18 protein-coding genes, 1 tRNA gene and 3 pseudogenes are annotated in these 22,186 nt (G+C 69.3%); 10 read left to right on the plus strand and 12 right to left on the minus strand.

Annotated features, from left to right (window positions below; all coding sequences use genetic code 11):
- The first annotated feature begins 29 nt into the window (after nucleotides 1-29).
- Entirely contained in the window at nucleotides 30-461 is a 432-nt protein-coding gene (locus tag OG241_RS20495; RefSeq protein WP_405816985.1) for a VOC family protein, read from the plus strand.
- Here the strand turns inward: OG241_RS20495 and OG241_RS20500 are convergent.
- The 3 genes and pseudogenes from OG241_RS20500 to OG241_RS20510 form a co-directional block, all read right to left on the minus strand.
- On the minus strand, nucleotides 445-774 hold the full coding sequence (locus tag OG241_RS20500) for a hypothetical protein (protein WP_405816986.1): 330 nt from the start codon (nucleotides 772-774) through the stop codon (nucleotides 445-447). The two genes, OG241_RS20495 and OG241_RS20500, sit on opposite strands and share 17 nt — an antisense overlap.
- 295 nt (nucleotides 775-1,069) lie before the next feature.
- Nucleotides 1,070-1,144, minus strand: a tRNA-Trp gene (locus OG241_RS20505).
- Nucleotides 1,145-1,216: 72 nt separating this feature from the next.
- Nucleotides 1,217-2,156, minus strand: a pseudogene (locus tag OG241_RS20510) (thiamine pyrophosphate-dependent enzyme); the annotation flags it as partial.
- On the opposite strand from OG241_RS20510, the pseudogene OG241_RS20515 reads away from it, so the two are divergent.
- Nucleotides 2,156-2,272, plus strand: a pseudogene (locus OG241_RS20515) (ribonuclease); the annotation flags it as partial. The pseudogenes OG241_RS20510 and OG241_RS20515 sit on opposite strands and share 1 nt — an antisense overlap.
- A 77-nt stretch (nucleotides 2,273-2,349) precedes the next feature.
- Here OG241_RS20515 and OG241_RS20520 read toward each other — a convergent pair.
- Together OG241_RS20520 and OG241_RS20525 are read right to left on the minus strand one after the other, a co-directional pair.
- The gene (locus tag OG241_RS20520) at nucleotides 2,350-3,087 is read right to left on the minus strand and encodes a DUF6585 family protein (RefSeq protein WP_405816987.1); all 738 of its coding nucleotides are present in this window, start codon (nucleotides 3,085-3,087) and stop codon (nucleotides 2,350-2,352) included.
- Nucleotides 3,088-3,152: 65 nt separating this feature from the next.
- On the minus strand, nucleotides 3,153-4,358 hold the full coding sequence (locus OG241_RS20525; RefSeq protein WP_405826334.1) for a M20 family metallopeptidase: 1,206 nt from the start codon (nucleotides 4,356-4,358) through the stop codon (nucleotides 3,153-3,155).
- Between the two features lie 168 nt (nucleotides 4,359-4,526).
- On the opposite strand from OG241_RS20525, the gene OG241_RS20530 reads away from it, so the two are divergent.
- A complete protein-coding gene (locus OG241_RS20530; RefSeq protein WP_405816988.1) occupies nucleotides 4,527-5,450 on the plus strand; it encodes a LysR family transcriptional regulator in 924 nt (307 codons plus the stop codon).
- Nucleotides 5,451-5,489: 39 nt separating this feature from the next.
- Nucleotides 5,490-6,221, plus strand: a complete 732-nt coding sequence (locus tag OG241_RS20535; RefSeq protein WP_405816989.1) for a hypothetical protein — start codon at nucleotides 5,490-5,492, stop codon at nucleotides 6,219-6,221.
- A 531-nt stretch (nucleotides 6,222-6,752) separates the two neighbouring features.
- On the opposite strand, the gene OG241_RS20540 is transcribed toward OG241_RS20535, so the two are convergent.
- A complete protein-coding gene (locus tag OG241_RS20540) occupies nucleotides 6,753-8,204 on the minus strand; it encodes an ATP-binding protein (protein WP_405826335.1) in 1,452 nt (483 codons plus the stop codon).
- Nucleotides 8,205-8,587: 383 nt separating this feature from the next.
- Here OG241_RS20540 and OG241_RS20545 point away from each other — a divergent pair, with 383 nt between their 5' ends.
- A complete protein-coding gene (locus tag OG241_RS20545; protein WP_405816990.1) occupies nucleotides 8,588-9,373 on the plus strand; it encodes a class I SAM-dependent methyltransferase in 786 nt (261 codons plus the stop codon).
- On the opposite strand, the pseudogene OG241_RS20550 reads toward OG241_RS20545, so the two are convergent.
- From OG241_RS20550 to speB, 3 genes and pseudogenes are all read right to left on the minus strand, one after another.
- Nucleotides 9,338-9,502: pseudogene (locus tag OG241_RS20550) on the minus strand (transposase); the annotation flags it as partial. The gene OG241_RS20545 and the pseudogene OG241_RS20550 overlap by 36 nt on opposite strands.
- A gap of 82 nt (nucleotides 9,503-9,584) precedes the next feature.
- On the minus strand, nucleotides 9,585-11,285 hold the full coding sequence (locus OG241_RS20555; protein ID WP_405816991.1) for a thiamine pyrophosphate-binding protein: 1,701 nt from the start codon (nucleotides 11,283-11,285) through the stop codon (nucleotides 9,585-9,587).
- Nucleotides 11,282-12,280, minus strand: coding sequence for an agmatinase (gene speB / locus OG241_RS20560; RefSeq protein ID WP_405816992.1), 999 nt, complete (start codon nucleotides 12,278-12,280; stop codon nucleotides 11,282-11,284). The genes OG241_RS20555 and speB overlap by 4 nt, the downstream gene beginning before the upstream one ends.
- 263 nt (nucleotides 12,281-12,543) lie before the next feature.
- Here speB and OG241_RS20565 point away from each other — a divergent pair, with 263 nt between their 5' ends.
- Nucleotides 12,544-13,341, plus strand: a complete 798-nt coding sequence (locus tag OG241_RS20565) for a phosphatase (protein ID WP_405816993.1) — start codon at nucleotides 12,544-12,546, stop codon at nucleotides 13,339-13,341.
- A gap of 9 nt (nucleotides 13,342-13,350) precedes the next feature.
- Here OG241_RS20565 and tesB read toward each other — a convergent pair whose 3' ends face one another.
- The 3 genes from tesB to OG241_RS20580 all read right to left on the minus strand — a co-directional run bounded on the left by tesB (nucleotide 13,351) and on the right by OG241_RS20580 (nucleotide 16,162).
- A complete protein-coding gene (tesB, locus tag OG241_RS20570; RefSeq protein WP_405816994.1) occupies nucleotides 13,351-14,232 on the minus strand; it encodes an acyl-CoA thioesterase II in 882 nt (293 codons plus the stop codon).
- Nucleotides 14,233-14,305: 73 nt separating this feature from the next.
- The gene (locus OG241_RS20575) at nucleotides 14,306-15,463 is read right to left on the minus strand and encodes an acyl-CoA dehydrogenase family protein (protein ID WP_405816995.1); all 1,158 of its coding nucleotides are present in this window, start codon (nucleotides 15,461-15,463) and stop codon (nucleotides 14,306-14,308) included.
- Nucleotides 15,464-15,571: 108 nt separating this feature from the next.
- On the minus strand, nucleotides 15,572-16,162 hold the full coding sequence (locus OG241_RS20580; protein WP_405816996.1) for a TetR/AcrR family transcriptional regulator: 591 nt from the start codon (nucleotides 16,160-16,162) through the stop codon (nucleotides 15,572-15,574).
- Nucleotides 16,163-16,279: 117 nt separating this feature from the next.
- On the opposite strand from OG241_RS20580, the gene OG241_RS20585 reads away from it, so the two are divergent.
- Genes OG241_RS20585 through OG241_RS20600 form a run of 4 tightly spaced genes read left to right on the plus strand, consistent with a single transcriptional unit; the run spans nucleotide 16,280 to nucleotide 22,100 of the window.
- On the plus strand, nucleotides 16,280-17,896 hold the full coding sequence (locus OG241_RS20585; protein ID WP_405816997.1) for a carboxyl transferase domain-containing protein: 1,617 nt from the start codon (nucleotides 16,280-16,282) through the stop codon (nucleotides 17,894-17,896).
- An 11-nt stretch (nucleotides 17,897-17,907) separates the two neighbouring features.
- On the plus strand, nucleotides 17,908-19,902 hold the full coding sequence (locus tag OG241_RS20590) for an acetyl/propionyl/methylcrotonyl-CoA carboxylase subunit alpha (protein ID WP_405816998.1): 1,995 nt from the start codon (nucleotides 17,908-17,910) through the stop codon (nucleotides 19,900-19,902).
- On the plus strand, nucleotides 19,899-20,885 hold the full coding sequence (locus tag OG241_RS20595) for a hydroxymethylglutaryl-CoA lyase (protein ID WP_405816999.1): 987 nt from the start codon (nucleotides 19,899-19,901) through the stop codon (nucleotides 20,883-20,885). Before OG241_RS20590 ends, OG241_RS20595 begins: the two co-directional genes overlap by 4 nt.
- A gap of 6 nt (nucleotides 20,886-20,891) precedes the next feature.
- Complete coding sequence (locus tag OG241_RS20600; protein WP_405817000.1) at nucleotides 20,892-22,100, plus strand: acyl-CoA dehydrogenase family protein; 1,209 nt, start codon at nucleotides 20,892-20,894, stop codon at nucleotides 22,098-22,100.
- Nucleotides 22,101-22,186: the final 86 nt, after the last annotated feature.

The raw sequence follows: 22,186 nt of genomic DNA on the forward strand, positions 1-22,186 counted from the left end.
TCGCCGCGTCGGTCGGGAAGGCACACCCAGTGCGACGTGAAGTCAGCGTGCACCGCCCCGCCCATGGCACGCTGCACCACATCGAGCTGTGGGTGCCGGACCTCGACCGCGCGGTCACCTCTCTCGGCTGGCTGCTGGAGTCCCTGGGCCACACCCTCTTCCAGAACTGGACCAACGGACGCAGCTGGCGGCTCGGCCACACCTACCTGGTCCTCGAGCAGTCCCCGGCCCTCACCGCCGACCGGCACGACCGCTGCCGACCAGGGCTGAACCACCTGGCCTTCCACGTCGAAGACACCACTGCGGTCGACCAGTTGGCCACCGACGCGACCCGGCACGGCTGGCACCTGATGTTCCCCGACCAGCATCCGCACGCCGGGGGCGCGCAGCACTACGCCGCCTACCTGGAGAACGACGACGGCTTCGAGATCGAACTCGTCGCCATCAGCCCATCACCATGAAGTCGAGAATCACTTCGAGCTGCTCGTCGGAGTAGCCGGCGCACAGGGCTTCCAGCCCGGCCACGAATCCCGCGAACAGACCGCCGAAGCTCGCCACGTGTTCACGTTCGATCTCGACGATCACCCGGCGGCCGTCGTCGCGGTCACGCACCCGACGGACGAACCCCTTGCGCTCCAGCAGGTCGAGAGTCTTCTCCTCGGTGAGGCCCAACCCCGTCCGGGCCCCGACAGCGGCATGGAACGTCACTGCGGCGTTGCTGTGCTCACGGCCCGCTCGATGCAGCGCGGCAAGCAGCTCACCGCGTCGATCCATGTCCCTTGACACCCGAGCCACCCCCTCGTCGGAAACGGGTTGGCGGTGCGGATTGTGAGCCTGGCGCACAGCAGCACGTCAGATGCAGGGCCGGCCGAGCTGTGACGGAAGCCACCCCTCCGGTCATAGGCTCGTCACAGCGTCTCAGCGTTCGTTCAGCGTGCGCCCCTGCCTCATCTCGAAGAGGGCTCGGCCAGCCTGATCCTCGCCCGAGACGAATGATTGGAGGCCCCCACGCCGAACCGACACCGGTACCGTCCTGTACGCGGCAGCCGCGCCGGATACGGCGAGGAGGCAGAGCCAGCCGGATTCGAACCGGCGTCCTCGCGATTTTGGAGACCGCGCGCGACGACCTCTGCGCTACGGCTCCGCCCCGCCCGCCATCGTAAGGACTCTCACTGTCGCAGTCCTTTTGCAGTGCGCCGAGTTCAGCGAGCGCCTGCTAGACACCCCTCGCACGCAGAGCGAGTTGCGCAGCGGGACGGCATGGACGGCCTGCTCGGACACACCGTTCGTCGAAGTCCGGGAAGCCAACCTCGGGTGAGCAAACGCGGATGGGCCGGGAACGCGGTGATCGCAGCAAGCACGAAGGCAAGCGAAGCCCAGGGCGTCTGCACTCGAACCGTCGTATGGGAACCACGAGTGTTGACGAAGCCGGTCTGGAAGCCGCGAACATCCGCAGCACCGCCGGAAGCACCACCACCGACGGCCCAGGCTCCCCCAGCGCCCTCGCGAGGTCCGTCGCCAGTGTCTCCGGCGTCGTCCTTATCCCCGGTACCCCGAACGACTCGGCCAGCGCCACGAAGTCCGGGCGGGCCAGCTCCGTCCCCGTCGCCTCCCCGAACGTGTCGGTCATGTCCTCGCGCAGGATGCCGTAACCCCCGTCGTCCACGATCAGGTGGTGTTTTTGCCGCGCGGGTCGAAGGCCGACCGTGCCCAGTACGAAGGATCGTCATGTCCCAGAAGGACCGTGCGCGGGGTGACAACGCCGCCCTGATCAACATCAACAAGCCCTGTTCCAGAGCGAGTTCCTGGTCGCAGAGGCGCGCGGCCACCCGGTCCAGCACCCCCCGCACCCGCTCCCCCGCGCTCTCCTCCTCCCTCGCCGACACCGTCTCCAGCAACCCCATCAGCGCCAGTCGGGCGTCCGCGTGGATGCCCAGTGCCGGGTGGTTGGACTCCAACTTGCCGAGGTCCGCCTCAACTTGGACGACCCGGCCGCGCGGCCTGAACGTGTGGTAGTTGGAGGAGAGTTCACCCAGGCCCGAGCCGACAACCAACAGGACGTCCGCGTCCTGAAGGAAGTCGGTCATGTGCCGGTCCTCCAGCCAGGGCTGGAGGGAGAGCGGGTGCGTCCAGGGGAACGCGCCCTTTCCGCCGTATGGCCCTCCGCTACGAGGGCGACGACGGCTGGGCCGACCTGGAGCCCAACGAGAAGGTCGGCAACGGCAGCAACCCGTTCATCGACCACCCGGAGTGGGTCGAAGCGATCTGGTAGCAGTTCCTTGCCTCACCGCCTCACACTGAACGCCCCGTCACCCACGGGGCGTTCAGCGCGTCACCGACCGGTACCGGCTACTTCTTCCGGTAGAGGCTTCCGGCGATGGTCAGGAAGAGGTGGAGATTCACGACACCGCTGGCCGTGACGGTGAACCATGGGCTGGACGTGCCGTACTTCATGACGTGGACCGAGCCTCCTCGGACCTGGATGTCGTGAACCTCGGACCACGGCAGAGCTTTCTTCCCACCGGTGGCCACGCCGGTACGCGAGACCGAGAATGAACCGAAGTCGGCCTTCCCGCCCTCCAGCACCGAGTCCAGGACCGCCTGCCCCTGGGCTCGAAGTATCGATTCCTGCATCCAGGGTCCCCACGCCTCGGGTCTCTCGTAGAACTCCGTGATCTCCGCACCGCCGAAGCTCGGGGCGGAGATGGAGTAGACGTACTTGATAGGAGCGGGGGCGCCGTTGATGAACAACTGGGTGATGTCCTGGTAGAGCTTCGCGGAATCCCAGCGGATGGCGGTCATACCGTCCCCGAACTGCGGTTGCACGATCATGCCGTGCTCGAACAGGTGGAGACGCTTGGCGGCCTGCTTCCTGCTGAAGTTCGGGAAGCGGCGCAGCCACCAGAAGCACACGAGCCCGGGCACCAGGAAGAACGCCGAGGACACGAAAAGCATGTTGAGGTAGACGACGAACATCAGTATGCCGAGCCGCTTGGGAGCGAACGAGCCCTCAAGAAGGCCGAGTTGATGACGAGCGGCCAGCGCGGCGGCCTCGGGTGAGGGTGGTTGGGGCGTCTGTGTGGTCATGAGCCTCTGCTTCACGTAGGGGTGACTTCGGGAAGGTGACGGCGCGGGTAGGCGCCGGCGATCAGCTACGTCCGTGTCCGGGCGATGAGTTCGGCGAGAAGTCGCGTACGGGGGACCATCGCCGCGATGCGCACATGCTCGGTGTCCGCGTGGGCGCCGCTGCCGACGCCGCCGAGCCCGTCCAGCGTCGGGCAGCCGACGGCCGCCGTGTAGTTGCCGTCCGAGGCACCGCCGACGGCGACCCCCTTCAGCGGTTCCTGGCCCAGCTCCGACGCGATGCGAGAGGCCAGGGCGAACAGTCCGGCGGAGGAACCGGGTTCCATGGGCGGCCGTTGCCTGCCGCCCAGCACCGTGATCCGGGCGCCGGGGGTCCGGGCGGTGAGCCCCCGCATGAGCTCGTCCGTGCGGTCCTGCGCCGCCACGGTCGGCGCACGTACGTCCACCGAGATTTTCGCCTGCGCGGGCACGGTGTTGAGCGTGCTGCCGGCCGACATCAGGGTGGGCGTGATGGTGAGGGCCCCGAGGGCGGGCGAAGTCCCGGCGGAATCAACGGGGTTGCCGGTGTCACCGGGATCGCCGAGGTCGCCTGTGCCACCGGGGTCGCCGGTGCCACCGGGGTCGCCGGTGTCTCCGGGGTCGCCGGTGTCTCCGGCCGCCGAGGCGCCGAGTCCGGCGATGGCCAGCACCTGGTGAGCTGCCTCGACCGCCGCGTTGATCCCCCGGTGCGGTTCCAGCCCGGCGTGGGCGGCCTTGCCGTGCACCACGACCTCGTAGCGTGAGGTGCCCTTGCGGGCGGTCTTGAGTGCGCCCGCCCCGTCTGCGGACGCCTCCAGCACAAAGGCGGCGGCGAGGCCCCGCGCGGACTCCTCGATCAACTCCCGGGAGGTCGGGGAACCGACCTCCTCGTCCCCGGTGACCAGCACGCACACACCTTCCGGCGACGGCAGGGAGGCCAGCGCGTGGAACATCTGCACCAGCCCCGCCTTCATGTCCAGAACCCCCGGCCCCCGGGCGATCCCGTCGGCCACCGACCAGGGATGACTTTCCAGCGAACCACCGGGCCACACCGTGTCGTGATGCCCCACCAGCAGCACACACGGGGTGCCGAAGGTCCACCGCAGATGGGTCACCCCACCGACCACGATCGTCTCCGGCACCGCGCCCAGCAGCCTCGCACCGAGCGCGCCGACCACGCGGGCGCTGCGAGCGACGGCGGCATGATCGGCGGAGAAGGACTCGCAGAGCACGAGTTCCTCAAGATCGGCAAGCATCGCGGGCAGAGCGATCACGTTTCCCCCTCGGATTGCGAATTGGCGACGTGATGAGACGTTATGAGGGGGCGTGACATTCCACCAGCGACTAGATTGCATGGAAGCCATGCAGCCAAGGAATGCGTACGGAGAACGCACAGGAGAGATACGGGGCGGGGGGAAGGGAACGTGTTCGAGACCGACGCGCTACGCCTGCTGGTGACCGTGGCGGAGACCGGATCGTTCACCGCTGCGGCGATCCAGCTCAACTACACGCAGTCCGCGGTGTCCAGACGGATCGCCACCCTCGAACAACAAGCAGGCGGCCCCCTCTTCGAACGGCTCCCCAGGGGCGTACGCCTGAACCCCGCAGGCCGGGCGCTGCACCGGCACGCCGTGGACGTACTGGAACGTCTGTCGCGGGCGGAGCAGGAGCTGACCGTGATCCACGCGGGCCAGGGCGGGATGCTCCGCGTGGGAGCCTTCGCCACCGCCAACATCTCGCTGGTACCGGCCGCCCTGCGGGAGTTCAGCCAGGCGAGACCTGACGTCGAGATCGTCGCGGTCGAAGGCCGGAGCGCCACGTTGGTGGAGCAACTCGCGGAGGGCTCACTCGACTTGGCCGTGGTCAGCGACTACCCCTCCGGCCTGCCCTCGGCCGACGGCATCACGACGGCCGTACTGCTGGCGGACGAGCTGTTCGTCGCCCTCCACCGCGAACACCCCCTGGCAGCAGCGGAGTCGATCGACCTGCGCGACCTGCGCGACGAGGCCTGGCTCCAGGACACGTACGGCGACCGTCCCACCATGCTCGCCGACGCCTGCGCCCGGGCCGGCTTCACCCCACGCAAAATCATCAGAATCGCGGAGTGGACAGGCAAGTTCGGGTACGTCGCCGCCGGCCTGGGGGTGGCCCTCGTCCCGTCGCTGGCGACCTGGGCGCTCCCGGCCGAACTCGCCCTGTGCCGAGTCGCCGACCCGGCGCTGCGCCGCACGGTCCACATGGCCCTGCCCGCCGCCCCGCTGCCGGCGGCACTAAAACTTGGGGAGTCGCTGCGGGACGCCGCACGCCGAACCGCCTCCCAGGGACGGAACGACAGGGCGGGCGTTTAATCGGATGTGCGTGGGGCGCGGAGTTGTTAGGTTCGGCGTGTGCCGAAGCTGAATCAGATCATCGCAGTCGAAAAGGGCGTCAAGTCCAAGGCTCTCCAGGAGCTCACCCAGGCTCACCAGGACGTGCAGAAGCCCGCCCTGCTGGCCGGCATCTCCCGGACCTACCAGCCCAAGGACGAGGAGGGCGAGCAGCTGCCGCCCGAGTCCACTCGAGTGCAGATCAAGGCCGAGGACGCTCTGCGGGCGACCGCCGGGACGCTGACGCGGCTCTTCGACGTGACCGCGACGAAGGACTGGGCGAACCGGTCCGCGGTCGCGGACGTGGTGGTCGACGGTACGGTGCTGTTGCCCCAGGTGCCCGTCCCGTACCTGTTGTTCCTGGAGAAGCAACTCACCGACCTGCACACCTTCGTTCGCAAGCTGCCGGTGCTCGACGCCTCCGAGTCGTGGAACCTGGACCCCTCGACGGACTCGTGGAAGACGGACCCGGTGCGGACCATCCGCACGAAGAAGGTTCCGCGCAACCACGTGAAGGCCGAGGCCACGGAGAAGCACCCGGCGCAGGTCGAGGTGTACTACGAGGACGTCCCGGTCGGTTACTGGACCACGGTGAAGTTCTCCGGCGCGCTGCCCGCCCGACGGGTCAACGAGCTGCTCGACCGAGTCGAGAAGCTCCAGCAGGCCGTCAAGTTCGCGCGTGAGGAGGCGAACAACACCGAGGTCACCGACCAGCGGGTCGGCGACGCGGTATTCGGCTACCTCTTCCGGTAGCCCCCACATACGCCCTCCGTCGCGAGCGGAGGGTGCGCGATGAGCGCAAGCTGAAACTGATGTTGAAGCTGATAAAGGGGTGTCAGTTGGGGGTTCGAATCCCTCTCCCCGCACCACGTGCGGGGGTGGCCCAAGCCTGGCAGAGGCGGCCCCGTGAAACTCAGATTCTCGCTCCAGTCTCAGTATTCGCCGCCGAACACCGGATCGACCGAACGTGGGCGAACATCGACGGATGGGGGTTCAAGTCCCCCCGGCGCCTCTCTCGTGGCGCTGTAGTTCAAAGGCAGAACACGTCGATCTCAATATGACCCGCGGTTCTTAAACGCCGTCGGTGTGCGCAAATGGGTGGCAAGCTGGAGCCCGGGAGCTGGACATGCTCCCGGGCTCCGTCACGTTCCGGCCGCGGCTTGTGCTGTGACCAGGAAGGTTCACCGGGTTGAGTGGCCAAGCCGTGGGGGGTAGGGGTCTACCGCCCCAGAGGGGATCGTCATGTCCCCCCTGCGCGACGAGACCTGGCTCCAGGACCGGCCTTCATTCGCCGTGGTAGAGGCGAGGCAGGTCGATCAGCTGGATCGCGGGGTCACTCTTGGCCAGATGGTGCAGCTCTTCGGTGAAACCGGCGCCGCTGTAACAGTGCAGCCGGGTCGCCTCAGTGGCGGTGCCTCGCGAGGTGAGCAGGGTACGGATGTGCTTCAGGCGCTCCAGGTGGCCGCTGCCCATCACCTCGTTCCACTTTGCTTCGCCGATGGAGAGCAGCGTTTCGCGACCGTCGCCGGCTTCCCCGTGGACGGCGACGTCGACTTCATGGCTGGTCTTGGCGGCAGGATCGTTGACCGTGCCGCCTGCGACACGCGTCACCTGTCCGCCGTGGGTTTCGGACGCGGCGTGCCAGCGGGCCCATTCCCGGCAGACCTGCTCGAAGTGCGGGCCGACGACTTTGCTGCGGAACGTGGCCTGGGCACGACGCCATACGTCGGGTGCCCGCCCGGGGCGTTCCAGGTCGCCCCAAGCCGGACGCATGACCGCGTGGTAGAAGGTGACGAGTGGCTCGGCGATGCGGTAGGCGGAGCGGTTTCGGCGAAACGCGTCCGCTTCGTGGGTGATCATGCCGACGTCCTGGAGGACGGTCAGCGGGTGAGCGAGGTCGGTGGATTTGCGGCCGAGATAGTCGGCGATGCCGCCACGGGCGGCATTGCCCGCGGCGATGGCGGCCAGCACGGAGTGGTACAGCGCCGTGTCGTGGAGGTCTGGCTCTTCGGCGAGCAGATAGCGGGCCTCACGAAAGAGCGGACGGGCCGGGTTGAGGACGGCCCGGGTGACCCAGGCATCGAAGTCATCAGCACCGGAGGGCGTGTCGCCCTGGGTGAACTCACGACGGTAGGCAGGTGTGCCGCCGACGACGGCATTGGTCAGCAGGGCTGTGCGCGGGTCGGTGATCTGCCAGAACTCGGCGGCGAGCCGAAAGTCCAGCGTGGGGACGATGAGTTCGAGGCCGGCGCGGCCACGCAGGGGCGCGCTTCCGGACAGCAACCCGCCCATGAAGGACACTGCGGAACCGCACAGGAGCAGGCGTACGGGAGTGTTCGTGTGCTGGGCGGCGGGGTCGAGAGCGCGCTGGATGATCGATGGAAGAGAGGGGGAAGCCTTGGCAAGGAAGGGGAACTCGTCGATGACCGCGACAGTGGGCTCGCCCGCGACAGCGATGCGCATGAGCTCGGTGACAGCCTCGTCCCAGTGGGTGAAACGGAACGGGGTGGGCTGTCCTCGGTACCGGGCGAGGGCCTCGCCGAACTGTCGCAGGGCATCGGCCTCAGTCGTCTCGGTGGCGGTGAACATGAAGCCGCCGCCGGCCCGGGAGACCGCGTCAAGCAGAAAGGTCTTGCCCTGACGACGACGACCGGAGACCACCCCGAGCGTGGCACGCGGACCGGGCAGGGCTGCGAACCGGGTCAGCTCGGCCCACTCGAAGTCACGGGCGAACATCTCGGAAGGCTTGTCCACAGCACACTCTCGCATATATAGGTACACTTATTATATCTGGGTTTATCTTAACCTGCTGCACGGCCCGCACTGTGGGAAGCTGGGCCAACTCAACCAGGTGCAGCAGTTGCTCCCGCATCAGACAACGTTCGCCCTTTAGCACCGCTGGAAAACTCGTCGAAATTGTCTCCCCGGCGCGGCCGAGGATGGTCCCTTTCCGGCCCTTGATGGGTGGCTGGCGGACGCGGGGTCGGGGTCTGAAGTGGGTTGCTTACCTGTCTTCTTCGGGGCCCGCAGCAGCCCATTCCAGCTGTGGCTAAACGCCGTCTGACCTGGCCTTTTATTATCCTCCCTCCTATGATCGACGTCGGTCGAAAGGGGGCCGGATGGACCGGACCGTACGCACCGTCGAGGACGTTCTTGCGCTCTTGGACGGGCTCTTCGCATCTGAATCCGAGGCCGGCCGCTTGGCGACGGGCGACGGCAAGGGCTTCTGGGACCGCTTCTATGCCGACCGGTCGAGGCCGGTCCCGTTCTTCGTGGCGAAGCCGGACGAGAACTTGGCCGCCTACCTCGACCAGGGCCTGATCGCTCCCGGGCGGGCCCTGGATTTGGGGTGCGGGCCGGGCCGCAATGCCGTGTACCTTGCATCGCGCGGCTTCGAGGTGGACGCCGTCGACCTCTCCCCGGTGGCCGTCGCCTGGGGTGAGGATCGGGCTCACAAGGCTGGAGTCGACGTCCGCTTCCTGTGTGGTGACGCTTTCGCTCTCCCTGCCACCGAGTTGAGCCGCCCTTACGACCTGGTCGTCGACTCGGGGTGCTTCCACCACCTACCGCCGCACCGCCGCGTCAGCTACCTGGCCCTCCTCGACCGGGTTCTCGCACCTGGCGGCCATCTCGCACTGACCAGCTTCGCCGCCGGCGAGGCGGGAATGGGGTCGGAGCTGGCCGACGCGGACCTCTACCGTGAACGCGAGTTGCAGGGTGGCCTCGCCTACACACCCGAATCGCTGCGCTGGATCTTCTCTGATCTGGCAGAGGTCGAACTGCGCCGCATGCGGGAGGAGTCGCCCGAGTCAGCGCTGTTCGGCGCGACGTTCCTGTGGACCGCGTTGTTCCGTCGGGGTGCGGCTGCGTCAGGCGACGTTCGCCCTGTTCACGACCGCGCGTAGGCGCTCGTCCTGGGCATGGTTGTTCCGCCAGATGATGTAGCGGCGGATCATGCTGCCCTGCTCCTTGTGGCTGGCGTGGTCGGTGGCGTCGAGGGTGAAGTAGCGCAGGGCGGTGAACTGGGCCCTAAGCAACCTCGCACTGCAGCCAAGAAGCCCTTGCTTGCACTCCCGGTTCGCGGATAGCACCCGCTCCCCTCACCCTGTCACCCCGTCACCCCGAGTGCGTAGCCGCGAACATCCGCAACACCGCCGGAAGCACCACCACCGAAGGCCCCGCCTCCCCCAGCGCCTTCGCGAGGTCCGTCTCCAGTGTCTCCGGTGACGTTCGTACCGCCGGGACCCCGAACGACTCGGCCAGCGCCACGAAGTCCGGGCGCGCCAACTCCGTGCCCGTCGTCTCGCCGAACGTGTCCGTCATGTACTCGCGCAGGATGCCGTACCCCCCGTCGTCCACGATCAGCCAGGTGACGTTCAGGTCGTACTGCCGGGCCGTCGCCAACTCCGCGATGCCGTACAGGGCGCCGCCGTCGCCCGAGACCGCGAGCACGGGGTACGTCGGGTCGGCCACCGCTGCTCCCAGGGCCGCCGGGAAGGCGTAGCCGAGGCCGCCCGCGCCCTGGGCCGAGTGCATGGTGTTGGTGCCGCGCGGGTCGAAGGCCGACCAGGCCCAGTAGGACAGGATCGTCATGTCCCAGAAGGACGGGGAGCGGGGTGGCAACGCTGCCCTGATCGAGGTCAACAGGCCCTGTTCCAGGGTTAGTTGCTGCCCTTCGAGGCGCGTACGCACCCGGTCGAGCACCTCGCGCACCCGCTGCTCCGCCGCCGTGCCGTCCACCTGGGAGCCGGTCGTGTCCTCCAGCGCCTCCAGCAACCCCATCAGCGCCAGTCGGGCGTCCGCGTGGATGCCCAGTGCCGGGTGGTTGGACTCCAACTTGCCGAGGTCCGCCTCGACTTGGACGATGCGGCCGCGCGGCCTGAACGTGTGGTAGTTGGAGGAGAGTTCCCCCAGACCCGAGCCGACGACCAGCAGGACGTCCGCGTCCTCCAGGAAGTCGGTCATGTGCCGGTCCTCCAGCCAGGACTGGAGGGAGAGGGGATGCGTCCACGGAAACGCGCCCTTGCCGCCGTACGTCGTCACCACCGGCGCCCGGAGACGCTCCGCCAGCGCCCGCAGCTTGCCCGACGCGTCCGCCCGTACGACTCCGCCGCCCGCGATGATCGCCGGGCGCTCGGCGTTCGAGAGCAAGTGGGCTGCCAGCGCCGTCAGTTCGGGGCGTGGGGGCAGTTCCTCAGGGAAGGCGTCGCCGCCCGTCACCACCGGGATCAGTGTCCTGGCCGTCAGTACGTCCTGCGGGATCTCCACCCACACCGGGCCGTGCGGGGCCGTGAGCGCCGATTTCCAGGCGTCGGCGATCGCCGAGGGGATCTGGGACTGCGTACGGACCGTGTGGACCGACTTCACCACAGCCCTGAAGGACGCCTGCTGGTCCGGGAGTTCGTGGAGGTAGCCGTGTCGGCCGCCGCCCAGCCCGGCCGTCGGGATCTGGCTGCTGATCGCCAGGACGGGGGCCGAGGCCGCCGCCGCCTCCTGGAGTGCCGCCAGTGACGTCAGCGCGCCGGGGCCGGTCGACAGCAGCAGCGGCGCCGCCTCGCCCGTCATCCTGCCGTACGCGTCCGCCGCGAACCCCGCGTTGTTCTCCACCCGTAGGCCGATGTACCGGAGGTCCGAGCGGCGCAGCGCGTCGAACAGGCCCAGGGCGTGCTGGCCGGGCAGGCCGAAGACCGTCGTCGTGCCCAGGCCGGCCAGCGTCTCCACGACCAGGTCGCCGCCGGTGCGGCCGGCGGGCGGGTTCAGCGCGGCCTCCGTCTGGGCGGCGGTCGGCTTCAGCACCAGGTCGTGGTCGTGGGTCACTTCGCCGCCTTTTCCTGAGCCCTCGCCTCGGCGATCTGACGAGACATGATCGTCGTCAGTTCGTACGCCGTGTGCGACGCCGCGACCGACGTGATCTCGGCGTGATCGTACGCGGGGGCGACTTCGACGACGTCCGCGGAGACCAGGTTGCAGGACACCAGGCCCCGCAGGATCTCCAGCAGCTCCCGCGACGTCATACCGCCCGCCTCGGGCGTGCCCGTGCCGGGGGCGAAGGCCGGGTCGAGGCAGTCGATGTCGATCGAGATGTACAGCGGGCGGTCCCCGATGCGTTGGCGGAGCTGGTCGGCGACCTCGTCGACACCGCGTCGCATGACGTCCGCCGACGTGACGATGCCGAAGCCCATCTTCGCGTCGTCGTCCAGGTCCTGCTTGCCGTACAGCGGGCCGCGGGTGCCGACGTGCGAGAGGGCGGAGGTGTCGAGGATGCCTTCCTCCACCGCCCGGCGGAACGGCGTCCCGTGCGTGTACTCGGCGCCGAAGTAGGTGTCCCAGGTGTCGAGGTGCGCGTCGAAGTGGAGCAGCGCCACCGGGCCGTGCTTCTTCGCCACCGAGCGCAGCAGGGGAAGCGCGATCGTGTGGTCGCCGCCGAGGGTCATCAGTCTCGCCCCCGTCGCCAGCAGGTCGTCGGCCGCCGCCTCCACCGTCTCCACGGCCTCGTTGATGTCGAACGGGTTGACGGCGATGTCCCCGGCGTCCGCAACCTGCGCGAGGGCGAACGGAGACGCGTCCTGCGCCGGGTTGTACGGCCGCAGCAGCCGCGACGCCTCGCGGATCGCGTTGCCGCCGAAGCGTGCGCCCGGCCGGTACGAGACGCCCGAGTCGAACGGCACCCCGACCACGGCGACATCCGTCCGTCCGCCGACCTCGTCGAGGCGCGGCAGCCGCGCGAAGGTCGCGGGACCGGCGTACCTCGGAATGCGCGACGAGTCGACGGGGCCGCGGGGCGTCGCGGACGTCTCGTAACTGCTGGTCATGCTGTTCTGCCTTCTTTCCTGCGCCTCGGGGCCCGTCTGGATGTGGATTCGGATCCGCGGATACGGGTTCGGGTATGAGTTCGATGGTGCGCCCGGCGAGTCGCTCGCGCCAGCGTAGATGGTGGTCGGGCGGGGAAGGTGCGCGGCCGGGTGCCGGGGGCGTCGGCAGCCGCGGCGGTCGCCGTGGTCAGGCCGCGTGACCTGCGTCCCAGCGGCCGGGACGTCCGGGTGCTCGCGGTGTCGTCTGCCTCACAATGGGAGGCATGCCGATACCCGGGATTCCCAGCCGCTCCGAGCTTGTCGATCACCTCGTCAGAACCCGCATCGCGGGTGATGTCGCCACGCCCCGCGAGAACAACCTCTCCCACTACCGCAAGCTGGCGAACGGCGAACGGCACTACTGGCTCGGGCTGGAGCTGGGCGACCGCTGGACCGACGAGCAGGACGTGCTCGCCGTGATGGCCGAGCGGGTCGGCGTGAACGACGATCCCGAACACCGGTACGGCCAGGACACCATCGACCCCGAGCTGACGATCGCCGGGCTGGAGCGGCTGGCGGCCCGGCTGCGCAAGGCGGCCGACGGACAGCAGCGGGTGCTGTTCGCGACCGGCCACCCGGGCGGCCTGCTCGATGTGCACCGCGCCACGGCCCAGGCGCTGCGGGCCGCCGGCTGCGAGATCGTCGTCATCCCGGACGGTCTGACGACGGACGAGGGGTACGTGTTCCAGTTCGCGGACGTGGCGGTGCTGGAGCACGGGGCCTCGCTGTGGCACACGCACTCCGGCGAGCCGATGCGCGCGATCCTGACGGCAATGGAGCGCGAGGGCCGCCCGCTGCCCGACCTGGTCGTCGCCGACCACGGCTGGGCGGGGTACGCGGGACAGCACGGCATCGACTCGGTGGGGTACGCCGACTGCAACGACCCGGCGCTGTTCCTGGCCGAGGCGGAGGGCACCCTCCAGGTGGCCGTTCCGCTCGACGACCATGTGACGAGCCCGCGCTTCTACGACCCGCTGACGGCGTTCCTGCTGAACGAGGCCGAGCTGCTCAGCGAGGACTAGAAACGCAGGTCAGGGGGTGCGGGGGACCCTGATCACGCCCTCCTGGATGACCGTGATGGCCAGCTGTCCGTCCTGCGTGTAGATGCGGCCCTGGCCGAGACCCCGGCCGCCGGACGCGGAGGGTGACTCCTGGTCGTACAGCAGCCATTCGTCGGCGCGGAACGGGCGGTGGAACCACATCGCGTGGTCCAGGGAGGCGCCGACCACGTCGTTGACCGCCCAGCCGCCCCGTCCGTGCGCGAGCAGGATGGAGTCGAGCAGCGTGTAGTCGGAGACGTACGTGGCGAGGCAGACGTGGAGCAGCGGTTCGTCGACGGCGCCGCCGAGCTTGCCGTTCGTACGGAACCAGACCTGGGAGCGCGGTTCGCGGGGCTCGCCGTACCTGCCGTAGGGCGGGTCGTCGACGTAGCGGATGTCGACGGCCTCGCGGGACTGCAGGAACCTCTCGACGACCGCCGGGTCCAGGTGCGCGTACCGGGGGAGCTGTTCTTCGGCCGTGGGGAGGGTCGCCGGGTCGGGGGCGGCGGGCATGGGGGCCTGGTGGTCGAGGCCCTCCTCGTGCGCCTGGAAAGACGCCGAGAGGTGGAAGATCGGCTGCCCGTGCTGGATCGCGACGACCCGGCGGGTGGTGAAGGAACGGCCGTCGCGGATGCGGTCGACGGTGTAGACGATCGGCACGCCGGGGTCGCCGGGGCGCAGGAAGTACGAGTGGAGCGAGTGCGCGGGGCGGTCCGGGGGGACCGTGCGCCCGGCTGCGACGAGTGCCTGGGCCGCCACCTGCCCGCCGAAGACGCGCGGGACGATGGCGGGCCTGGACCGGCCGCGGAAGATGTTCTCCTCGATCTGCTCGAGGTCGAGCAGATCGAGGAGGGACTGAAGTGCCTGACTCATGGGGTCATTTCTACTGGTCAGCGGTTTCCGGGACCTTACGGGTCCGTGTCCTGGCCAGAGACCCGCCAGTTGGTCAGAGACCCATGTCCTTCGCGATGATCGACTTCATGATCTCGCTGGTGCCGCCGTAGATCCGGTTGACGCGGTTGTCGGCGTACAGACGGGCGATGGGGTACTCGTTCATGAAGCCGTAGCCGCCGTGCAGCTGGAGGCAGCGGTCGATCACGCGGTGCGCGACCTCGGTGCAGAACAGCTTGGCGCTGGCGGCCTCGGCCGGGGTCAGCTCGCCCGCGTCCAGCGCTTCCGTGGCGCGGTCGGCGACGGCCTCGGCGGCGTCCACCTCGGCCTTGCAGGCGGCCAGCTCGAACTTGGTGTTCTGGAAGTGCGCGACCGGCTTGCCGAAGACGACGCGCTCCTGGACGTACTGCTGGGCGAACCGGACGGCGGCCTTGGCCTGCGCGTAGGCGCCGTAGGCGATGCCCCAGCGCTCGGAGGCGAGGTTGTGGCCGAGGTAGTAGAAGCCCTTGTTCTCCTCACCGAGGAGGTTCTCGACGGGCACCTTGACGTCGACGAACGCCAGCTCGGCCGTGTCCGAGGTCTTCAGGCCGAGCTTGTCCAGCTTGCGGCCGATCGAGTAGCCCTCGGACTTGGTGTCCACCACGAGGAGGGATATGCCGTGGCGGCGGTCCTCGGCGCTGGGCGAGTCGGTGCGGGCACAGACGATCATCTGGTCGGCGTGCACACCACCGGTGATGAAGGTCTTGGAGCCGTTGAGGACGTAGTGCGTGCCGTCCTCGCTCAGCTTGGCGGTGGTCTTCATGCCCGCGAGGTCGGAGCCGGTGCCCGGCTCGGTCATCGCGATCGCCCACATCTCCTCACCGGAGACGAACTTCGGCAGGTAGCGCTTCTTCTGCTCCTCGTTGGCGAGCAGTTTGACGTACGGCAGACCGAGCAGCACGTGGACACCGGAGCCGCCGAAGGACACACCCGCGCGCGCGGTCTCTTCGTAGAGGATGGCCTCGAACTTGTACGAGTCGATGCCGGCGCCGCCGTACTCCTCGTCGACGCGGATGCCGAAGACGCCCAGCTCGGCGAGCTTGTAGTAGAAGTCACGCGGCGCCTGACCGGCGGCGAACCACTCGTCGTAGACGGGAACGACCTCGGCCTCGATGAAGGCGCGCAGAGTCTCCCGGAACGCCTCGTGGTCCTCGTTGAACACAGTACGGCGCACGGCCCGCACCTCTCTCTTCCAGTCGCTTCCCGACGCTAAGCGCTTGCTCAGATCAACCGTACCCGCGAGTACGAATCGCCGTCCAGAGGAGTCGCGCCGTAACGCTCATCACTCCCCCGCGGCGGCGAACGCGCCCCGCGCCATCCGGTGCAGCAGACCGGCCGTGACGGCCCGGCCCGGAAGGGCTCCCGGGCGGCCCAGGTGGGGGGTCGAGTTCAGCAGGCCGAAGACCGAGTGGACGGCCGAGCGGGCGGCCGGTTCGGCCAGCTCCGGGTACACCTCGCGCACCACCTCCACCCACAGCTCGACGTACTGCCGCTGGAGCTGGCGCACCAGCTTGCGGTCACTGTCGCGCAGGCGGTCCAGTTCGCGGTCGTGGAGGGTGATCAGGGGGCGGTCGTCGAGGGCGAAGTCGATGTGGCCCTCGATGAGGGAGTCGAGGAGTGCCCCGGAGTCCCCGCCGGCCTCCGCGACCCGTCGCTTGCCGCCGGTCAGGAGCTGGCCGCTGATGCCCACCAGCAGCTCGGCGAGCATCGCGTCCTTGCCCGGGAAGTGGCGGTAGAGGCCGGGGCCGCTGATGCCCACGGCCGCCCCTATCTCGTCCACGCCCACACCGTGGAAACCGCGCTCGGCGAAGAGCCTCGCGGCCTCCTTGAGGATCTGTTCGCGGCGGGTCGGGGCGTCGGTTCTCGTGGCCATGCAAATGATTCTAGACACGGAGGTTAGCGGTCGTTAACCTGAAGGGGTTGGGTTAACGCTCATTAACTTGTCGACCATCAGCCAACCACTGGGTGACCTGGGTAAGGGGACCGCAGGATGCAGGAGGCACCGGAGCTCCACAGCGCGGCGGACCCCGCGTCGGAGGCCTGGCGGGCCAACGAGACGGCTCACCGCGCCCTGGTCGAGGAACTGCGCGGAAAGCTGGCCGCGGCCCGGCTGGGCGGGGGCGAGAAGGCCCGGGCGAGGCACACCGCGCGCGGGAAGCTGCTCCCCCGGGAGCGCGTCGACCGGCTCCTCGACCCCGGGTCGCCCTTCCTGGAACTCGCTCCCCTCGCCGCCGACGGGATGTACGAGGGACAGGCGCCCGCCGCCGGTGTCATCGCCGGGATCGGCCGGGTCAGCGGCCGGGAGTGCGTGATCGTCGCCAATGACGCCACCGTCAAGGGCGGCACGTACTACCCGATGACCGTCAAGAAGCATCTGCGCGCGCAGGAGGTCGCCCTCGACAACCGGCTTCCCTGTGTCTACCTCGTGGACTCCGGGGGCGCCTTCCTGCCCATGCAGGACGAGGTCTTCCCCGACCGTGACCACTTCGGGCGGATCTTCTTCAACCAGGCGCGGATGTCCGGCGCCGGCATTCCGCAGATCGCCGCCGTGCTGGGGTCCTGCACCGCCGGTGGTGCCTACGTTCCCGCAATGAGCGACGAAGCCGTCATCGTCCGCAACCAGGGGACCATCTTCCTGGGCGGCCCCCCACTCGTGAAGGCCGCCACGGGCGAGGTCGTCACCGCCGAGGAACTGGGCGGAGGGGACGTCCACGCGCGCGTGTCAGGCGTCACCGACCATCTCGCCGAGGACGACGCGCACGCCCTGCGCATCGTCCGCAACATCGCCGCCACCCTCCCCGCGCGCGGGCCACTGCCCTGGGACGTCCGGCCCTCCGTCGAACCCAAGGTCGACCCCCACGGGCTCTACGGCGCCGTGCCCGTCGACTCCCGCACCCCCTATGACGTACGGGAGATCATCGCGCGCGTGGTCGACGGTTCCGGTTTCTCGGAGTTCAAGGCCGAGTTCGGGCAGACCCTCGTCACCGGCTTCGCCCGTATCCACGGGCACCCGGTCGGGATCGTCGCCAACAACGGCATCCTGTTCTCCGAATCCGCCCAGAAGGGCGCCCACTTCATCGAACTGTGCGACCAGCGCGGCATCCCCCTGGTGTTCCTCCAGAACATCTCCGGCTTCATGGTGGGCCGGGACTACGAGGCGGGTGGCATCGCCAAGCACGGCGCCAAGATGGTCACCGCCGTGGCCTGCACGCGCGTGCCCAAGCTGACCGTCGTGGTCGGCGGGTCGTACGGCGCCGGCAACTACTCGATGTGCGGCCGGGCGTACTCGCCGCGCTTCCTGTGGATGTGGCCCGGCGCCAAGATCTCGGTCATGGGCGGCGAACAGGCCGCGTCCGTCCTCGCGACCGTCAAGCGGGACCAGTTGGAAGCCCGCGGGGAGACCTGGCCGGCTGCCGACGAGGACGCCTTCAAGGACCCGATCCGCGCGCAGTACGAGCGCCAGGGCAACGCCTACTACGCGACCGCCCGCCTGTGGGACGACGGAGTCATCGACCCCCTCGAAACCCGCCAGGTACTGGGTCTCGCGCTCACCGCCTGCGCCAACGCGCCACTGGGCGACCCCCAGTTCGGCGTCTTCCGGATGTGAGGGGAACGTCCATGTTCGACACGGTACTTGTGGCCAACCGGGGCGAGATCGCCGTACGCGTCATCCGTACGCTGCGCTCCCTCGGGGTGCGCTCGGTCGCCGTCCACTCCGACGCCGACGCGGACGCCCGGCACGTTCGCGCGGCCGACACGGCGGTACGGATCGGGCCGGCGGCAGCGGCGGAGAGCTATCTGTCCGTCCCCCGCCTCCTCGAAGCCGCCGCCCGCACCGGCGCGCAGGCGGTGCACCCCGGGTACGGCTTCCTCGCCGAGAACGCCGCCTTCGCGAGCGCGTGCACCGAGGCGGGGCTGGCGTTCATCGGTCCCCCGGCGGACGCGATCGCCCTCATGGGCGACAAGATCCGCGCCAAGGAGACGGTCCGCGCGGCCGGGGTCCCGGTGGTCCCCGGGTCGAGCGGCAGCGGCCTCACGGACGCCGAACTGGCCGACGCGGCACGGGAGATCGGCATGCCCGTGCTGCTCAAGCCGAGCGCGGGCGGCGGCGGCAAGGGCATGCGGCTCGTCAGGGACGCAGCCGGCCTGCCCGAGGAGATCGCCGCCGCGCGGCGCGAGGCCCGCGCCTCCTTCGGCGACGACACGCTCCTCGTCGAACGGTGGGTGGACCGGCCCCGGCACATCGAGATCCAGGTCCTGGCCGACGCCCACGGAAACGTCGTACACCTGGGCGAGCGTGAGTGTTCGCTCCAGCGGCGCCACCAGAAGCTCATCGAGGAGGCGCCGTCCGTCCTCCTGGACGAGGAGACCCGTGCGGCGATGGGCGAGGCGGCGGTCCAGGCGGCCCGCTCGTGCGGGTACGAGGGCGCGGGCACTGTCGAGTTCATCGTCCCGGGGAGCGACCCCTCCTCCTACTACTTCATGGAGATGAACACCCGCCTCCAGGTCGAACACCCGGTGACGGAGCTGGTCACCGGCCTCGACCTGGTGGAGTGGCAGCTGCTGGTGGCGTCGGGCGAGCCGCTCGGCTTCACGCAGGAGGACGTACGGCTGACCGGACACGCCGTGGAGGCCCGGATCTGCGCGGAGACCGTCTCCGTACGGGCGGGTGCGCGCGGCTTCCTGCCGTCCGGCGGCACGGTGCTCGCCCTGCGCGAACCCTCCGGTGACGGCGTCCGCACCGACTCAGGGCTGAGCGAGGGCACGGAGGTCGGTTCGCTGTACGACCCGATGCTCTCCAAGGTGATCGCGTACGGCCCCGACCGCGCGACGGCGCTCCGGAAACTCCGGGCGGCCCTCGCGGACACGGTCACGCTGGGCGTGCCGACGAACGCCGGTTTCCTGCGCCGGCTGCTCGCCCATCCGGCGGTCGTGGCGGGCGAGTTGGACACGGGGCTGGTGGAACGTGAGGTCGACTCCCTCGTCCCGGACGGCGTGCCGGAGGAGGTCTACGAGGCGGCGGCGGCCGTACGACAGGAGGCGCTGCGGCCGAAGGCGACGGAGGGCGGCTGGACGGATCCCTTCTCCGTGCCGAGCGGTTGGCGGCTGGGGGGCACACCGAAGCCGGCGGCCTTCTGGCTGCGGGTGCAGGACCCCGTGGAGTACGTCCCCCGGGGCACCCACACGGTCACCGACGCCCAGGTGTCCGTCGTCCTGGACGGCGTCCGCCACACCTTCCACCGCGCCGCCGACTGGCTCGGCCGGGACGGCGACGCGTGGCAGGTGCGCGACCACGACCCGGTGGCGGCCTCGCTCACCGGCGCCGCGCACGCGGGAGCCGACTCGCTGACCGCGCCGATGCCCGGCACTGTGACGGTGGTGAAGGTGGCGGTCGGGGACGAAGTGGCCGCCGGCCAGAGCCTGTTGGTGGTCGAGGCGATGAAGATGGAGCACGTCATCGCCGCCCCGCACGCGGGCACGGTCGCCGAGCTGGACGTCACCCCGGGGACAACGGTCGCGATGGACCAGGTACTCGCCGTGATCACCCCCGTAGAGGCCCCGACAGAGCCCCCGACAGAGCCAGCAGAGCCCTTGGCGGAGGAGGAGAAATGACGCTTCCCATGGTCGTACCGGCCCCGGATCTGCCCGCGCGGGTCAGGATCCACGAGGTGGGCGCGCGTGACGGTCTGCAGAACGAGAAGACGACCGTCCCGACGGAGGTGAAGGCGCAGTTCATCCGCCGGCTGGCCGCCGCGGGCCTGACGACGATCGAGGCGACCAGCTTCGTCCACCCCAAGTGGGTGCCCCAACTGGCGGACGCGGAAGAGCTGTTCCCGCTCGTCAGCGATCTGAGCAAGCAGAGTGATCCGAGGGTGGCGCTGCCGGTTTTGGTACCGAACGAACGCGGCCTGGACCGGGCCCTGTCGCTCGGCGCACGCCAGGTCGCCGTCTTCGCCAGCGCCACGGAGTCCTTCGCGAAGGCCAACCTCAACCGGACGGTCGACGAGGCGCTCGCGATGTTCGAGCCGGTGGTCCGGCGGGCGAAGGACCAGGGCGCGCACGTACGCGGCTATCTGTCGATGTGCTTCGGCGACCCCTGGGAGGGTGCGGTCCCCGTGCACCAGGTGGCGCGGGTCTGCACGGCGCTGCGGGACATGGGCTGCGACGAGCTGAGCCTGGGCGACACGATCGGCGTCGCCACCCCCGGACATGTCCTGGAGCTGCTCTCCTCCCTCAACGAACAGGGCGTGCCGACGAACGTGCTCGGCGTGCACTTCCACGACACCTACGGCCAGGCGCTCGCCAACACCCTGGCCGCGCTCCAGCACGGCGTCACCACGGTCGACGCATCCGCGGGCGGTCTCGGCGGCTGCCCGTTCGCCAAGTCGGCGACCGGCAACCTGGCCACCGAGGACCTGGTGTGGATGCTCCAGGGCCTCGGCATCGAGACCGGCGTAGACCTCGGCAGCCTCGTCGCCACGAGCACCTGGATGGCCGACCAGCTGGGCCGGCCGAGCCCGTCCCGCACCGTACGCGCCCTTTCCCACAAGGATTCCGAGCAATCCGCGGAATCGACGGAATCCCAGGAGCAGTGAAGGACCATGGACCACAAGCTCTCCCCCGAACTGGAAGAACTCCGCCGTACCGTCGAGCAGTTCGCGCACGACGTCGTGGCCCCGAAGATCGGCGACTTCTACGAGCGGCACGAGTTCCCGTACGAGATCGTCCGCGAGATGGGCAGGATGGGCCTGTTCGGACTGCCGTTCCCCGAGGAGTACGGCGGGATGGGCGGCGACTATCTGGCGCTGGGCATCGCGCTGGAGGAACTGGCGCGGGTCGACTCGTCGGTGGCGATCACCCTGGAGGCGGGGGTCTCGCTGGGCGCGATGCCCATCCACCTCTTCGGCACGGAGGCACAGAAGCGTGAGTGGCTCCCGCGTCTCTGCGCCGGCGAGATCCTGGGTGCGTTCGGCCTGACGGAACCGGACGGCGGCTCGGACGCGGGCGCGACTCGGACGACGGCCCGCCTGGACACCGACACCGACGAGTGGGTGATCAACGGTACGAAGTGCTTCATCACCAACTCGGGTACGGACATCACGGGCTTCGTGACGGTGACGGCGGTGACGGGCCGCAAGCCGGACGGCAGGCCGCTCATCTCCGCGATCCTCGTCCCCTCCGGCACGCCGGGCTTCACGGTCGCGGCGCCGTACTCCAAGGTCGGCTGGAACGCCTCGGACACCAGGGAGTTGTCCTTCGCCGACGTACGCGTCCCGGCCGCGAACCTGGTCGGCGAGGAGGGGCGCGGCTACGCCCAGTTCCTGCGCATCCTCGACGAGGGGCGCATCGCGATCGCGGCGCTGGCGACCGGCTTGGCCCAGGGCTGCGTGGACGAGTCGGTGAAGTACGCCAAGGAACGGCAGGCGTTCGGGCGCCCGATCGGCGCGAACCAGGCGATCCAGTTCAAGATCGCGGACATGGAGATGAAGGCCCACACCTCCCGCCTGGCCTGGCGCGACGCGGCCTCCCGCCTGGTAACGGGCGAGCCCTTCAAGAAGGAAGCCGCCCTGGCCAAGCTGTACTCGTCCACGATCGCGGTGGACAACGCCCGCGACGCGACCCAGATCCACGGCGGCTACGGCTTCATGAACGAGTACCCGGTGGCCCGAATGTGGCGCGACTCAAAGATCCTGGAGATCGGGGAGGGCACGAGTGAGGTGCAACGGATGCTGATCGCACGGGAGTTGGGCTTGGGGGCGGACGAGAAGTCGGGCACGGGGGCGGGACCGAGGGCGGGGTTGGCGAGCTGAGCTCACACTGACACCAGCTTGACTGCTTCACCAAGGGGGAGGTGCAGTCCCCCGAGCCGATACCGGGTGGTGTCGGCGGGTTCACC

The organism is Streptomyces sp. NBC_01390, from assembly GCF_045040105.1.
In the GTDB taxonomy this organism is placed as follows: Bacteria; Actinomycetota; Actinomycetes; order Streptomycetales; family Streptomycetaceae; genus Streptomyces.